General features: G+C 68.6%; 17 protein-coding genes. 5 read left to right on the top strand and 12 right to left on the bottom strand.

What is annotated here, in order from left to right; genetic code table 11:
* Window positions 1–17: 17 nt before the first annotated feature.
* The 5 genes from rpmB to HDA44_RS01775 form a co-directional block, all read right to left on the bottom strand.
* Complete coding sequence (gene rpmB / locus HDA44_RS01795; protein WP_184830723.1) at window positions 18–239, bottom strand: 50S ribosomal protein L28; 222 nt, start codon at window positions 237–239, stop codon at window positions 18–20.
* 84 nt (window positions 240–323) lie between these two features.
* Window positions 324–2312 carry an aldo/keto reductase gene (locus HDA44_RS01790; RefSeq protein WP_184830721.1) on the bottom strand — a complete coding sequence of 663 codons (1989 nt, stop codon included), beginning with the start codon at window positions 2310–2312 and terminating at the stop codon, window positions 324–326.
* Between the two features lie 28 nt (window positions 2313–2340).
* A complete protein-coding gene (locus HDA44_RS01785) occupies window positions 2341–3168 on the bottom strand; it encodes a carbohydrate ABC transporter permease (RefSeq protein WP_184830719.1) in 828 nt (275 codons plus the stop codon).
* Window positions 3158–4189, bottom strand: coding sequence for a carbohydrate ABC transporter permease (locus HDA44_RS01780; RefSeq protein WP_184830717.1), 1032 nt, complete (start codon window positions 4187–4189; stop codon window positions 3158–3160). Before HDA44_RS01780 ends, HDA44_RS01785 begins: the two co-directional genes overlap by 11 nt.
* 1 nt (window position 4190) lies before the next feature.
* Window positions 4191–5465 (bottom strand): ABC transporter substrate-binding protein, encoded by a 1275-nt coding sequence (locus HDA44_RS01775; RefSeq protein WP_184830715.1) that lies wholly within the window; start codon window positions 5463–5465, stop codon window positions 4191–4193.
* 118 nt (window positions 5466–5583) lie between these two features.
* Between HDA44_RS01775 and HDA44_RS01770 the strand changes: the two genes are divergently transcribed.
* Window positions 5584–6189 (top strand): HAD family hydrolase, encoded by a 606-nt coding sequence (locus tag HDA44_RS01770; protein WP_184830713.1) that lies wholly within the window; start codon window positions 5584–5586, stop codon window positions 6187–6189.
* A gap of 13 nt (window positions 6190–6202) precedes the next feature.
* On the opposite strand, the gene HDA44_RS01765 is transcribed toward HDA44_RS01770, so the two are convergent.
* The 4 genes from HDA44_RS01765 to HDA44_RS01750 form a co-directional block, all read right to left on the bottom strand.
* A complete protein-coding gene (locus HDA44_RS01765) occupies window positions 6203–6685 on the bottom strand; it encodes a GNAT family N-acetyltransferase (RefSeq protein ID WP_184830711.1) in 483 nt (160 codons plus the stop codon).
* A 217-nt stretch (window positions 6686–6902) separates the two neighbouring features.
* Entirely contained in the window at window positions 6903–7736 is an 834-nt protein-coding gene (locus HDA44_RS01760) for an SMP-30/gluconolactonase/LRE family protein (RefSeq protein WP_184830709.1), read from the bottom strand.
* A 35-nt stretch (window positions 7737–7771) separates the two neighbouring features.
* Window positions 7772–8971, bottom strand: coding sequence for an MFS transporter (locus tag HDA44_RS01755; RefSeq protein ID WP_184830707.1), 1200 nt, complete (start codon window positions 8969–8971; stop codon window positions 7772–7774).
* Window positions 8968–9588 carry an HAD-IA family hydrolase gene (locus HDA44_RS01750; RefSeq protein WP_184830706.1) on the bottom strand — a complete coding sequence of 207 codons (621 nt, stop codon included), beginning with the start codon at window positions 9586–9588 and terminating at the stop codon, window positions 8968–8970. Before HDA44_RS01750 ends, HDA44_RS01755 begins: the two co-directional genes overlap by 4 nt.
* 47 nt (window positions 9589–9635) lie before the next feature.
* Here HDA44_RS01750 and HDA44_RS01745 point away from each other — a divergent pair, with 47 nt between their 5' ends.
* Window positions 9636–10787, top strand: a complete 1152-nt coding sequence (locus HDA44_RS01745) for an ROK family transcriptional regulator (protein WP_184830704.1) — start codon at window positions 9636–9638, stop codon at window positions 10785–10787.
* Here HDA44_RS01745 and HDA44_RS01740 read toward each other — a convergent pair.
* The 3 genes from HDA44_RS01740 to HDA44_RS01730 are packed head-to-tail and all read right to left on the bottom strand — an operon-like array spanning window position 10784 to window position 13232.
* Window positions 10784–11464 (bottom strand): DinB family protein, encoded by a 681-nt coding sequence (locus HDA44_RS01740; RefSeq protein WP_238352334.1) that lies wholly within the window; start codon window positions 11462–11464, stop codon window positions 10784–10786. The two genes, HDA44_RS01745 and HDA44_RS01740, sit on opposite strands and share 4 nt — an antisense overlap.
* Window positions 11461–12267 (bottom strand): bifunctional hydroxymethylpyrimidine kinase/phosphomethylpyrimidine kinase, encoded by an 807-nt coding sequence (thiD, locus tag HDA44_RS01735; RefSeq protein WP_184830700.1) that lies wholly within the window; start codon window positions 12265–12267, stop codon window positions 11461–11463. The genes HDA44_RS01740 and thiD overlap by 4 nt, the downstream gene beginning before the upstream one ends.
* Window positions 12268–12269: 2 nt before the next feature.
* Window positions 12270–13232 carry a thiamine-phosphate kinase gene (locus HDA44_RS01730; protein WP_184830698.1) on the bottom strand — a complete coding sequence of 321 codons (963 nt, stop codon included), beginning with the start codon at window positions 13230–13232 and terminating at the stop codon, window positions 12270–12272.
* 159 nt (window positions 13233–13391) lie between these two features.
* Here HDA44_RS01730 and HDA44_RS01725 point away from each other — a divergent pair, with 159 nt between their 5' ends.
* From HDA44_RS01725 to HDA44_RS01715, 3 genes are all read left to right on the top strand, one after another.
* A complete protein-coding gene (locus HDA44_RS01725; RefSeq protein ID WP_170990044.1) occupies window positions 13392–13628 on the top strand; it encodes an Lrp/AsnC family transcriptional regulator in 237 nt (78 codons plus the stop codon).
* A gap of 32 nt (window positions 13629–13660) precedes the next feature.
* The gene (locus tag HDA44_RS01720; RefSeq protein ID WP_184830697.1) at window positions 13661–14116 is read left to right on the top strand and encodes a DUF3515 domain-containing protein; all 456 of its coding nucleotides are present in this window, start codon (window positions 13661–13663) and stop codon (window positions 14114–14116) included.
* A gap of 140 nt (window positions 14117–14256) precedes the next feature.
* Window positions 14257–14673 carry a YciI family protein gene (locus tag HDA44_RS01715; RefSeq protein ID WP_184830696.1) on the top strand — a complete coding sequence of 139 codons (417 nt, stop codon included), beginning with the start codon at window positions 14257–14259 and terminating at the stop codon, window positions 14671–14673.
* Window positions 14674–14678: the final 5 nt, after the last annotated feature.

Raw genomic sequence — 14678 nt, 5'->3', positions numbered from 1 at the left:
CGGAGGAGAGCTGAGGGTCAGCCGACGACGCGCTGGACCTTGCCGGCCTTGATGCAGGACGTGCAGACCTTCATCCGGGTCGGGGTGCCCTTGATGATGGCCCGGACCGGCTGGATGTTGGGGTTGAACCGCCGCGGCGTACGAGCCTTGACCCGGCGGATCATCGCGCCCTTACCCAGACGGGCAACGCTGTTGCCGAACGTCGGCTGCTTGCCGCAGACATCGCACTTCTTAGACATGATTCTCCGTGTTCAGGGTCGTGACTCCGACAGATCATGTTACATGGCTGTCAGCACACGACCAATTCGTCGGTCCAGGGCCTGTCAGGCAGTGAGGTAGGCCACTTCCTCGTCCGTCAGCGTGACCGAAAGACCAGGTGTCGAGGTCCGGGTCTCGCTGACGTGCCGCGGCCCGATCAGCGGGAACACCGGGTACGGCTGGTGCAGCAACCAGGCCAGTGCGATCGCGGTCGGCTCGACGCCCTTCGCGGCCGCGAGTTCCCGGGCCCGGTCGAGTCTACGGAAGTTCTCGCCGGAGTAGAAACAGCGCACCAGTTCCTGGTCCGAGGTGTCCTCCGGCTTGGCCCGCCCGGTGAAGAACCCGCGCGCCTGGCTCGACCACGGGAACAGCGCGACCTGCCGCTCCCGCAACCACGCCTGCGACTCGTCGTCGGCCACATGCCGGCAGCCGGCCCACGGCACGTCGTACGCCCGCGCGAGGCTGAGGTGGTTGCTCAGCAGCGTGAACGGCTGCTTGCTGTTCGCCTCGGCGTACGCGTTCGCCTCGTCGAAGCGCGCGGTGGTCCAGTTCGATCCGCCGTACGCCTTGATCCGGCCGGCCTTGAAATGCTCGTCCAGGACGTCGACGAACTCCGAGACCGCGATCTCCTCGTTGTCCCGGTGCATCAGGTACAGGTCGACGTGGTCGGTCTGCAGCCGTTCGAGGCTCTCCTCGAGCTGCCGGGTGATCGACTCCGGGTCGCAGTGCGGCGTGTGCGCGCCCTTGCCGATGACAACCACCTCGTCGCGATTGCCGCGCGACGCCATCCACTGGCCGAGCAGTTTCTCACCGCGCCCGCCGCCGTAGATGTACGCGGTGTCGAACGTGGTCCCGCCGCGCTCGACGAAGTCGTCGAACACCACCGCCGCGTGCGGCAGCGTCTGCTGGTTGTCCACGCCCATGACGAGGCGCGACACCTGCTTGTCCAGGCCAGGCACCTTTCCGTACGTCATCGGGGCGTCGGCGCGCCGGGTCAGCGGCCGACCGGTCGCGGTCGGGACCTGTACGTCCTCCCGCTCGCTCGCGTACTGCTGGCCGATCGCCGCCCGCCACTGGTCCTGCACGGTCAGGTTGCCGAACGTGTCCGCCCAGCTCATCTCCGGCGCCTGCTTCGCCCCGGACTGGATCGCCGCCTGTACCGCCTCGGCCTCGGCCGCGTAGATCAGCGCCGGCTCCGCGGAGATCTCCCGCGGCTCCTCCCCCACCTTGTGCAGGGTGACGTGCGTCGGCTTGCCGTCGCCGCCGAACCACGGGTCCTCGACCACGAGATACCCCTCGCTGCCGAAGATCCGGACCTGGTTCTGATCGGCGAGGCGTACGCCGGTGCTGACCTGGGCGGTCACGCCACTGTCGAAGAACAGCGTCGCCACCGTCCACTCGTCCACGCCGGTGTCGCCGACGTGGCCGACCGCGGTGACCGCGGCCGGATCCAGGAACGGCTGACCGACGTTCGCGCCGGCGATCAGGCGCGCCATCGACACCGGGTACCCGCCGACGTCGAGGATGCCGCCGCCGGCCAGGTCGTCGGCGAAGATCCGGCTCTCCGGCCGGTACCCGGCGGCGAACGCGAACGTGGCCTGGATCTGGTGCACGGTGCCGAGCTCACCGTCGCGGACCAGCTGGGCGATCAGCTTGGTCTGCGGCAGGCACCGGTACATGTACGCCTCCATCAGGAAGACGTCGTTGCGGACCGCTGCCTCGATCATCGCCTCGGACCAGGCCCGGTTGATCGCCAGCGGTTTCTCGCACAGTAGGTGCTTGCCGGCTTCGGCCGCCTTGATCGCCCACTCGACGTGCATCGGGTGCGGGGTGGCGATGTAGACCGCGTCGACGGCCTCGTCGGCGAGCAGCCCGGCGTACGAGCCGTGCCGGTTGGCGATGTCCCATTTATCGGCAAAGGTGTGCGCCGACTCCTGCGACCGGCTGCCGACGGCGACGACCTCGTTGGTCTTCGACGTCGGCACCTGCGAGGCGAACCGGGATGCGATGTTGCCGGTGCCGAGGATGCCCCAGCGGAGCTTGGTGTCAGTCAAAAGGTGTCCCGTTGTCGTTGTGGTCAGGTCAGAACTTCATGGCGCCTGCCGCGAGGTCGGCGATGAAGTGCCGGCCGCCGATCAGGAAGACGCCGATCAGGGGGATGACGCTCATCAGCGCACCGGCCATCACCATCGAGTAGTCGGTGCCGTACACGCCGTTCAGCTGGTCCAGCGCGACCTGCAGGGTGAGCCGGTTCGGGTCCGTCATCACGATCAGCGGCCAGAGGTAGTCGTTCCAGACGTTGATGAAGGTGAAGATGCCGAGGAACGCCAGGCCGGGCCGGAGCACCGGCAGGCCGACGGTCAGGTACTGCCGGAAGAACCCGGCGCCGTCCACCTTGGCGGCCGCGATCAGCTCGTCCGGGATCGCGCCGCTGGCGTACTGGCGCATCCAGAAGATCCCGAACGCGTTCGCCGCGCCCGGGATGATCAGCGCCTTCAGCGACCCGATCCAGCCGAACTCGGCGAGCGTGACGAACTGCGGTACCAGCGACAGCTGGCTCGGGATCATGAAGGTCGCGAGCAGCAGCGCGAACAGGAAATTCCGGCCCGGGAACCGGTACTTGGCGAACGCGAACGCGGCCAGCGAGTCGAAGAACAGCACCAGCACGGTGACGCCGAGCGACGCGATCAGGGTGAGCAGCATCGAGCCGAAGAAGTCGATGTTGTCGAGCACCTTGCCCATGTTCTCGAACAGGTGCGAACCGATCCAGAGTTTTGGCGGGTAACTGAAGATGTCCGGGGTGGTGTTGGAGGCCATCACCACCATCCAGTAGAACGGGAACAGCGAGACGAGCACACCGAGCATCAGCACGACGTGACCCACGGCGGTGCGGATTCGCTCAATGGACATCTGCGGCCTCCCTCTTGGCATTCTGGGCTGCGATCTTGCGTTCCACCCGCCGAGCGGCGCGTCGGGTCAGCCGCTCCTCGTCCCGGCCGCCGATCAGCCGCCAGTTGATGATGCTGAACAGCACGATCAGGATGAACAGCGCCCAGCCGACGGCGGCCCCGTACCCGAACTGGTTCTTGATGAACGCGCTCTGGTACAGGTACGAGACGATGGTCAGGCCGGCGTCGCCCGGTCCGCCGATGCTGCTGGTGTCGCCGAACAGCACCCGGGACTCGGTGAAGATCTGCAGGCCGCCGATCGTCGAGGTGACCGCGGTGAACAGGATCACCGGCCGCATCATCGGTACGGTGATCCGCCAGAACGTCTGCCGTGGACTCGCGCCGTCCATCTTCGCGGCCTCGTACACGTCGGCCGAGATCGCCTGCAGGCCGGCCAGGTAGATGATCGCGTTGTAGCCGACCCAGCGCCAGGTGACGATGGTGGCGATCGCGATCTTGATCCCCCACGGCTGCGTCAGCCAGTCGACCTGGCCGAGGCCGATCGACTGCAGGAACGCGTTCAGCAGGCCGAAGTTGTTGCTGAAGATCGAGCCGAACACCAGGGTGATCGCGACCACCGAGGTGATGTTCGGGATGAAGTACGCGATCCGGTAGAAGGTCCGGAGCCGGGTGGCGTTGTGCAGCGCGTTCGCGATCACCAGTGCGAGCAGCAGCATCGGTACGGTCGACAGTACCCAGATGATCAGGGTGTTGCCGATCGTCTTCCAGAACGTGGCATCGGTGAGCAGGTACTGGTACTGCGCGAGGCCGACCCATTTCATCGGGCCGATCCCGTCCCAGGAGTGGAACGAGATCCAGATCGAGAACAGCACCGGGAACGCGCCGAAGATCGCGAACAGGATGAAGAACGGCGCGACGGCGGTGTACTGCGGCAGTGCCTGCCGGTACTTGTTCGGCCGCTTGTCAGTGGACTCGGTCGTGGCACCGAGTGATGCCGGTACGGCCTTGCTGGTCACGGCCATCTCAGATCGCCCCCGCCCTGGTGAGCTCGCGCTCGATCTGGTGCTGAGCGTCCGCCCAGGCCTGGTCGGGGTTCTTGCCGGCCGCTTCGACGTTCACCAGTTCGGCGCCGATCGGCGTGTCGATGATCGAGTCGTACGGCGAGAAGAACGCGCCGGGGTACTTCTTGGCGGAATCCGCGAACACGTCGACGATCCGCTGCCCACCGAAGAACGGATCGGGCGCCGACAGCCGGGAGTCGGTGTAGCTGGCCGGGGTGGACGGGAAGAGTACGGGATCGAGGAACGCCTCGGCCTGGTTCTTCGCCGACTCCAGCCAGCTGATGAACGCGAACGCGGCCTTCGGGTTCTTGCAGTACTTGGTGATCCCGAGGAACGAACCACCACGGTTGCCGGCGCCACCGGGAGCCGCCGTCACCTTCCACAGTCCCTTGGTCTTCGGCGCGGCATTCTTCGGGCCGAGCTGCGCCCACCAGACGGCGGCGTTGTACGCGACCAGCTTCCCGTTGGTGACCACGGCGTTCTTGTCGGTCGAGTTCTGCGCGTTCGCCGACAGCCCTTCCTTGATCACGCGCACGGCCAGGTCGAACGCCTGCCGGACATGGTCCTGATCGCCGATGTACTTCCCGTCCGGCGTCATGTACCGCTTCGGCTGCTGAGCCATCCGGTACGAGTAGATGCCGCTGATGTTGTCGGTGATCGCGGAACCGGGTACGGCCTGCTTGAGCTTCTTCCCGAGCGCGATGTAGGTGTCCCAGTCCGGCGCGAGTTGGGCGACCGCGCCCGGGTCGACGTCGATCCCGGCCTTCTGGAAGATGTCCGTGCGGTAGAACAGCGCCGTCGGGCCGGTGTCCATCGGGTACCCGAGCATCTTGCCGGCCGGCGTGACGCCCCACTTCCACTTCCAGGGCAGGAAGTCCTTCTCGAGCTCCTTGGCACCGAGCTCGTACAGGTCGTGGAACTGGTCGGCGTTCGGGAAGTAGGTGGCGACGTCGTCGTTGATCGCGACGATGTCCGGGACCAGCGACTTGCCGGCCAGCGCGGTCAGCACCTTGGTCTTGTAGTTCGAGCCGATCCGGGTCATCGCGAGCTTCATCCCGTCGGCCCCGGGGATCGCCTTCTCCGCCTGCCCGATCAGGCCGTCGTTCACCGACCCGGTCCAGGTCCACATGCTGAGTTCGTTCGATCCGCCCAGCGAACTGCGCGAGCCGCAGCCAGTGAGACCCGCGGCGGCCAGGGCGGTGCCGGCCGCGAGGAACTTCCTTCTGCTCAGGGTCATTGCCTCACCTGGCGCTTTCTGTTGGATTTCGCCGGAAGGTGTGCACCGATGTTTACGTAGCCATTAGGTAAGCGCATACCACTGAACCGGTCAAGGCTCCGATGACAAGATGAGGCGCATGACCCCTGTTGCTGTCCTGTTCGATGCCGACGGTGTGCTCCAGCGCGCCACCTTCGACTGGTTCGCCCGGCTGGGCTCGCTCGTACCCGCCGACTCCGAGGCGTTCATCGCCGATCTGATGGCGGCGGAGCGGCCGGCGCTGGTCGGGAAGGGTGACTTCCGGGAGGCGCTCGGCGACGTACTCCGCCGCTGGAACTCGGCGTCGACCGTCGACGAGGCGTTCGAGCCGTGGACCTGGTTCGCCGCGGAGCCCGCGGCGATCGAGCTGGTCGGCACGCTGCGTACCGCCGGCGTGCAGTGCCATCTGGCCACCAACCAGCACGCGTACCGGCGGGCGATCATGCAGGACGAGCGCGGGTACGGGGCCTGGTTCGACCAGACGTTCTACTCCTGCGACCTGGGCCTGGCCAAGCCGGATCCGGCGTACTTCCGCGCGATCCTGAGCACCATCGACGTACCGGCGTCGGAGGTCCTGTTCATCGACGACAGCCAGGCGAACGTGGCCGCCGCCGCGACCGTAGGCCTCCGCGCCGAGGCGTACGACCTGTCCGCCGGCGTCCCCGCGCTGCGGGACCTCCTCCGCCGGTACGACCTTCCGGTTTAGAGCTCCCGGAAGGCTAAAGCTCTCTGAAGTACACGGCCACGGGGAGCTTGATGCAGCCGAGGCTCTCGTAGAACGCACGGGCCGGGGCGTGGAACGCGTCCCCGCCGGTGCTGATCTCGACGTACCGAGCGCCCTCGGCACGCAGCGCCGCGAAGGCGTGCTCACAGAGACTGGTGGCGAGGTTCGACCGGCGCTGCTCGCTACCGACCGCGAGCAGCTCGATCGTGCCGTGCTCGCGACTCAGGTCGACGTGCCAGGCGACGTACCCGGCTAGTACACCGCCCTGCTCGGCCACGGCGACGTACTTGTGCTGCTCGGGGTCGTGCAATCCGGGGAGCTGCTTGCGGTAGTCCCCGCGCCAGTCGCCGTGCTGGCGGGTGAAGATCAGGTCACCGACCAGCGGCCGGAAGGAATCCTCGTAGAACGGGCCGAACGTGGCGATGGTCAGGTCGATGAGCTGGTTCAGGTCGGTGCTGGCGTACGGACGAATGTCCATGCGGAGTGCCTCTCGCGAGTGAAGGAGAATCCGGGCAGGCGCGACCGGCCCACCCGCGCGCAGGCACGGGTCGTGGGCCGGGGTCAGCGCCGGGTACGCTCGGCGGCGAAGCACTCCATGGGACCTGATCTTAGCGCCCGGACACGGCTGGTCGCCGGATGCCCGGTCAGCGGCCGACGGATGCCGGTCGGCGGCCGACGGATGCCGGGTGCGCGCCTCAGCGGGCGGCTGGTGGGGCGGGGGCTGGGGTGGTGAGGACCTGGCCGGTGCGGGGGCCGGTGGTGAGGCGGGTGAGGTTGTCGGTGATGCCGTCGTTCGTTCGCCACTCGGCGGTGAGGATGCAGAGCGTCGGGCCGTCGAAGTCGGCCAGTGTGAGCGCGAACGGCGCCCGGTCCTCGGACAACTCGACGCGGTCCAGGATCTCGCCGCCGGCGGCCACCCGGACGACCGCCGTACCGCCGGTCTGCACCCAGATCGCGCCCTCGGCATCCAGGCAGATCCCGTCCGGGCCGAGGTTCTCGGCGTACGCCCGGCGGTTCGACAGGCCGCCGTCCGGCGCGACGTCGAACGCGGTCAGCCGGCCGGCGAACGACTCGGCGATCACCAAGGTACGGCCGTCCGGCGTGAGTACCATCCCGTTCGGGAACTGGATGTCGTCCGCGACCTGCCGGACCCGCCCGTCGGGCGTGACCAGCTTGATCCACCCGGGCTTCGGCGCTTCACCACCGGCGAAGTCGAAGTCGGCGCCGTTCAGATAGATGTTGCCCTGGGCATCCACCACGAGTTCGTTCGCCCCTTGCTCGGCGAGCACCGTGACCGTCCCGTCGGGCTCGAAGCGGCGCAGCTTGTCGCCGGTCATGAGCATCCGGCCGTCCGGCAACCAGTCGATCGACCAGCCCATCAGGCGTCCGGCCGGCGCATCGGCGTACTCCACCTTGCCGCCGGCGTCGACAGTCACCACCTGCTGGTCGATCCAGTTGGCGAACCACAGCCGGCCGTCGTGCCAGCGTGCCGACTCGGGAATCCCCAGGCCGTCCAGGAGGACCTTCATTTTGTCACCTCGTTCGTTTCGGGGGCTGTCACCCACTACACGAACGAGGAACGACCGGATCGACGGCTGAGGACGAAAAGAACAGCGATCAGCGGGAGCGTCACCAGGTACGCCAGTCGGAGGTCCAGTACGCGGGCTAGTACGGCCAGGGCCGCGGGGGCGAGCAGGATCGCCGTACCCGACGCCAGCGCGCCGATGGCGGCTAGGCGGGCTGAGCTGAGACCTGGAAGAGCGACCAGAGCCGCCACCGTCACCGGGTAGAGCGGAGCGACGCCAAGGCCCGCCACGACCAGACCGAGCGCGACCACGGCCGGGGAGTCGAACAGACTGACCAGCAGCGTGCCGCACGCTGCCAGCGCGCCAGACGGCATCACCGGCGACCAGCCACGCCAACGGATCGGGCCTACTGCCCGGCCAACCGCCATGCCGATCGGGAACGAGCTTCCGAGCAGCGCAGCTGTGGCAGTTGGCAGCCCGGAGGCCACCAGTCGCGCTACTGCCCAGACCACGAAGCAGAACTCGACTGCGACGGCCAGCACCACCCGCAGCCACCCGACTCCGACATCCACGACTACCCGCCGTCCGACGCGCCGCCACTTCCGGCCCAGCCCTACGGCTGGGGCGGAGTCGATCAGCACCGGGACCGGGTCCTGCGCGGTTGCTGGCTGAGCTGTTTGTCGTCGGCGGGTGCGCAGAGCTAGGTACAGAAGTGGTGGCGCGGCAAGCAGCATTGCAAGCCGACCGGATGGACCCAGCCCGTCCAGTACGCCGATGGTGACCGGTGCGAGGATGCCGACTCCACTGGCGACTGCGTTGACACGGCTGAGCCGCTTGTCAGCCATCGGACCGTTCAGCATCAGCGGTGCAACCAGCACGAGTAATGCACCGCCCAACCCGACCAACAGCCCGCCACCGATCACCGCGGCGTACGTAGGACCGACTGCGATCAGCACCGCACCGACCGCACAGATAACCGACCCGAACCCGAGGACAGTGGTGACCGGCCACCTCCGTAGCAACCACGGGCCGGCGAACGCCACCAGCATCAGCCCGATCGCGAACCCCGATGACAGCAGCGTGAGCCGGCTGGTCGGCTCGTTCAGATCGCGGGCGAGGATCGCCACGCACGCGCCGAGCCCGGCCAGGACGAAACCCATCGCGGACAGCGCGATTCCGATCCGTACCTCGTCCCCGCGGGCCCCGGCGTCCACCGCGGCCGCCGAGCCGGCGGTCATTCCAGACCTTTGAAGAGCCCATCGAGCTGGCGCAGGTCGGGCAGTTCGAGGTCGGCCGCGATGCCCTTGAGCCCGGCCGTCAGCGCGCCGGCCGCCTGCCCGGCGGTCTGACCGACGACGGTGTCCTCGACCACCAGGCAGCGCTCCGCCGGTACGCCGAGAATGCCCGCGGCCCCCAGGTAGCCCTCCGGATCGGGCTTTCCGTGGTCGACGTCGTCGATGGTGACGAGGACCGGCGGCGCGATCCCGGCGGCGGTCAGCCGGATCTTCGCGAGCTGCGCCGGCGCACTCGTGTAGACGGCCCACGGCAGGCCGATCCGTTCGAGCGTCCCGATCAGCTCCACCGCGCCCGGCGTCGCCACCACACCCTCGACGTCACTGACCTCCAAGTCGAACACCCGCGCCCACGCCGCGGCCCGCTCGGCCGGCGTCGCGTCCGGCAGGAACCGCGCGATCGTCGCCGCCCCCGGGTTACCGTGCGCGACCGCCACCACCTCCGCCGCGGACAGCCCGTACTCACCCGCCCACCGACTCCAACTCCGGTCGACGACCGCATCGGAGTCGACCAACGTCCCATCCATGTCGAACAGCACCGCGCGGATGTCCCGGATCTCCATCAACCCTCCCGTTAAACTCGTTCTCCGAGCATAAGGGGAAGGTGGCGATGACTCCAGTGCGGCGGGGGCAGTGGCAGACGGCTGCTGAGGTCCTGGCTCAGGTTGCCCGCCAGCCGGGGATCACGCGGGCTGGTGTGGCGCGGGCGCTGCGGTTGAGCACCGGGTCGGCCACGGAGGTGACTGCCCGGCTACGCGACGTACAACTGCTTACTGAGGAACCTGCTCCGAGTCGTGGGCGTGGTCGGCCGACTACGTTGCTGCGGGCGCATCCGGAAGGACCTGTGGTGCTCGCGCTCGACCTGCGACAGAGCAACTGGCGGAGTGCCGTCGTGGCATTGGACGGGTCGCTGGCGGACCACCAGTACAAGCGGCATCGGAGTCGGCGCGCTCAGGTGGTACTGAACAACCTGCGCCGACAGGTGGAGCAGACACAAGAGCAGTACGGCGTACGGCTCCAGATGGTGAGTTTGGCCGTACCAGGCACTGTCCGCGACAACCACCTGCTGCAGGCGCCGACACTGGAGTGGACCGAGCTGGACCTGACCGCTGTTGCCGGCGAGCTTCCACTCCTCGCCGGCAACGACGCGACGCTGAGTGGGGTGGCCGAAGCGCGGACCGGCGCGGCAGCTGGAGCTGGTACGGCGGTGCATCTCATCATCGAGGTAGGGATCGGCGGGACATTACTCATCGACGGTGTCCCGGCGCACGGCGCATCTGGTGCGGGCGGTGAGTACGGGCATATGCCGTTCGGGGAGCGCGGGCGTGCTTGTCCGTGTGGCGCGCGTGGATGCTGGGATCTGGAGATCGACGGGCGCGCGTTGGCTCGGCGGCTTGGTGAGCCGACTCCGGATGATCCGGTCAGCTACACCGAGGCGGTGCTGCGGCGTACTGACCGGGCTGCTCGGGCGGCAATTGCCCACGTGGTGTCGGCGCTGGCTTCGGGGATCGCGGGTCTGGTCAATGCGCACGACCCTGACGTCGTGACGATCGGTGGGCTGGCGATCCCGTTGCGGGATGCCGCGCCGGAGGTGTTCGACGAGGCGTACCGGGGTGGGTTGATGACGTTCCACCGCGGTGCGCCGCCGCCGGTGCTGGCCGCGACGCATCAGGTGGACGGACCGCTCCGTGGAGCGGCCGCGCTGGCCCTGGACCAGCTCACCAGCGAGCCGTCCATCGCCGCCTGGGCCACCCACCACTAGTCGGCAGAAACCTCGGCGGTGCTACCTCCTGAGCCGCCCGCCCCGCTCTCCGGCGCGCCGTCTGCCGCAGCTTCTCCCGCTGAGGCTTCCTCTGGTGTGTCTTCCGGGGCCGGTTTGGGTTTGGGGATGATCGGGGGCTCCACCTTCGCCAGGATCTCGATGATGTCGTGGCGGTGGTGCTGGATCTCGTGCGCGGTGTGCCGGATGATCCAGCCCAGCGTGCGCGGTGCCCGGACCGGGTAGTTGTACAGCCCCAGCTTCCCCAGCTCGTGCGGCTGCAGCACCCGCGCCGCCGCGCCGAACTCCCGCGCCATCCGCATCAGCGCGGCCGCGACCTCCATCGGGTCCTGGTCCTCGTACTTCTCCTGCTTCACCCGACCGGTCCGGTCCATCGGCGCGTACACCGGGCGGTCCTCCGCCAGGCACTGCGCGATCCGGAGCCGCTGCACCTCGAGTACGTCCCGCACGTGGCACGCGTACTCGATCGCCGACCACACCTCCGGCTCCGGCCGCAGCCGGACGACCTTCGGGTCCGGTCCGGCGGCTGCCTTGGTCAGTGCCATGCTGCAGTCGGCCGACTGGCGGATCAGCAGGGTCACGGTCCCCTGCAGATCACCGGTGCCGTAGTCGAAGCCACACTGCTCGCAGTGCCCGTCGACCGGGGGCCGCTCGCTCAACTGCCACTCCCTCGAAATCTCCATGCGTGATCAACCGGACCGATGCCGTCGCCGAGCGCGAACCCGGCCGCGATCGCTCCGGTCACATACTCCTTCGCGGCACCGACAGCTCCCGGTACGTCGTACCCACGAGCCAGGTACGACGCGATGGCGCTGGCCAGCGTGCAGCCAGTGCCGTGCGTGTGCCTGTTGTCGGCGCGGACCGCACTGTACGACCGGCGTACGCCCGGACCGTGCAGCACGTCCACGGCCGCCGTACCGACGTCGTGGCCGCCTTTCACCAGTACCCAGGTCGCACCGGCGTCCATCAGCACCTTTGCCGCGGTCTCCCGGTCTTCCAGCGTCTCCAGCTCCACCCCGGACACCGGGCCGAGCTCAGTGAGGTTCGGCGTCAACACAGTGGCCAACGGAACGATCTCGGACCGCACGGCGTCCATCGCGTCAGCGGCGAGCAGCGCGTCGCCGTGCTTGGACACCGACACCGGATCAACCACGACCGGTACGTCGTCCGGCAGCGTCCGCAGCAGCTCGGCCACCACGCGGACCATCGACTCCGACGCCAGCATGCCCGTCTTCACCGCGTCGACCCCGATGTCGTCGACGACGCTGTGGAACTGCGCCCGCACCTGCTCCGCGGGCAGCTCCCAGGCACCCTGTACGCCGCGGCTGTTCTGCGCGGTGATCGCGGTCAGCACACTCATGCCGTGGACGCCGTTGGCGAGCATCGCCTTCAGGTCCGCCTGGATTCCGGCTCCGCCACCGGAGTCGGAACCGGCGATCGTCAGCACTCTTGGCGGCGGCATCCTCAACTCCTGAAATGGGCGTGTCCGGTGTCCGCAGCATACGGCGCGCCGTCCACGGTCACGGTCCCGGCCGGGCGTTCCTCGTTGCCCTCGGCAACCGAGCCGATGACGGTCCAGCCCTCCGGCACGTCGGCCGGCTCGAACGTACCGACCAGCGCGTGGTCCTCGCCGCCGGTGAGGACGAACTTCAGCGCTTCCACACCGGTCGCGGCGGCCACCGCCTGCAACGGCTCCGGCACCGTCAGCGCCTTGGTGTGGATGTCGATGATCACCTGACTCGCCGCCGCGATGTGACCGAGGTCGGACAGCAGGCCGTCGCTGACGTCGCACATCGAGGACGCTCCGGCGAGCGCGGCCCGCGGCCCTTCCGCGTACGGCGGCTGCGGGCGGCGGTGTGCCTCGACGACGGCCCGCGGCGAGCGGAATCCACGGGCGAGCACCGTCCAGCCCGCTTCGGCCCAACCGAGCCGTCCGGCGTACGCGACCTCGTCGCCTGGGCGGGCGCCGGACCGCAGCACCGGTGCCCGGCCGTCCAGCGAACCGAACGCGGTGACCGACACGACGATCTTGTCCGCCTGGACCGTGTCGCCGCCGATGATGCTCGCGCCGACCAGCTCGCACTCGTCGACCAGACCCTGGTTCAGCTCCAGCGCCCAGGCGGTCGGCAGCTCGGCGGGCGCGCCGAAACCGACCACGAGCGCCGTCGGACGGGCGCCCATCGCGGCCACGTCGGACAGGTTCTGCGCGGCGGCCTTGCGGCCCACGTCGTACGCCGACGACCAGTCCTGGCGGAAGTGCCGGCCCTCGATCAGCAGGTCGGTGGTGATCACCATCCGGCCGTCCGGCACCGCCATCACGGCAGCGTCGTCACCAGGCCCGACCAGGACGTCCGCACTTGTGGACAGCCCCTTGGTGACGGCCGCGATCAGGCCGAACTCACCCGTGCTCCCCAACGTCTCTGTCACGTCAACAGACCTCCCATGTACCCACCGGGAGTCTAGGCGGTACCGTGACCAGGCAACGAAGAGTACGCCCGGCCGGTCCGCAGTACGCTCCCAGTATCCGCTGGGACCGCAAGCGCGGCACGGCCGGAGCCAGCTGAGGACGACTGAGTGGAGAACGACGTGGTGGTCCAGGCCTACATCCTGATCCAGACCGAGGTCGGCCGGGCGGCCGACGTCGCCGCGCAGATCGCCGAGGTGCAGGGCGTCACCCTGGCCGAGGACGTCACCGGTCCGTACGACGTGATCGTCCGCGCCGAGGCCCGCAATGTCGACGAGCTGGGCAAACTGGTGGTCGCCCGGGTCCAGAACGTTCCCGGTATCACCCGTACGCTGACCTGCCCCGTCGTCCACATCTGAGCGCCGGGACGGGGACCGGTCCGGTTTTCGGTATGCCCAGAATCCTGTTCGCCGCGCTCGGCCTGATCCTGCTCGCCGGGTGCAGCCCCGGCGCCGCGCCGGTGCCGGTCCCCTCCCCCGCGCCCGACGTCGCTGCCGCCTGCGCGGGACTGGTCAAGGCGCTGCCGGCGAAGATCCTGGACGCGAAGCGCCGCGACACCAGCCCGGAGAGCCCGCTCACCGCCGCGTACGGCGATCCGCCGATCGAGGTGACCTGCGGGGTCGCCCCACCGGCCGGGATGGCCGAGGCCCAGTCGCAGTGCTTCGAGGTGAACGGCGTCGGCTGGTTCGCCAAGCAGGTCGAGAACGGGTACATCTTCACCACCATCGGGCGGGCGCTGTACGTCGAGCTCGCCGTCCCGGACAAGTACTCCCCCGAGGCGAACGCGCTGACCGACGTCGCGGAAGTTGTCCACAGTCACGACAAACTCGTCACTCCCTGCACCTGACGACTGCATACTCCCTGGCGAGAACGAAAAATCGTCCGCTGATCCGAATCCGGTGCTGATCGTGTCCGGTTCCGGGCGGCGGGGTCGACGTTTCGGGTGGAGGCATCCTGGAGGGGATGCCCGAACGACGGGAGTGACCGATGAAGTACATGATCCTGACGTACGCGTCGCAGCAGGACTACGACGGCATGGCGGGGAAGGACTCCGGAAAGCCGGCCTGGCAGCCGGAGGACTTCGCGGCGATGGGCGCGTTCATGGAGAAGTTCAACAACGACCTGATCGAGTCCGGCGAGCTGGTGGAGACGCGTGCGCTGGCCGCGCCTGTCCTGACCCGGCGGTTCGGGTCGAAGAACGGGCAGTCGGTGGTCACCGACGGGCCGTACGCGGAGACCCAGGAAGTGCTCGCGGGGTACTGGATCGTCGAGTGCGAGTCCTTCGACCGGGCCACCGAGATCGCGGCCGGGCTGGCGGACACGCCGGCACCGGAGGCTGTCCGCGCGACGGCGTACGCGGACATCCGCCCGCTCGTCGAGGGTCGCGACGAGCTGGTGGGCTGATCGCG

Source organism: Kribbella solani (assembly GCF_014205295.1).
Classification (GTDB): domain Bacteria; phylum Actinomycetota; class Actinomycetes; order Propionibacteriales; family Kribbellaceae; genus Kribbella; species Kribbella solani.
The sequence above is the reverse complement of the archived record's forward strand: the minus strand, read 5'-3'. Positions and strand labels throughout refer to the sequence as shown.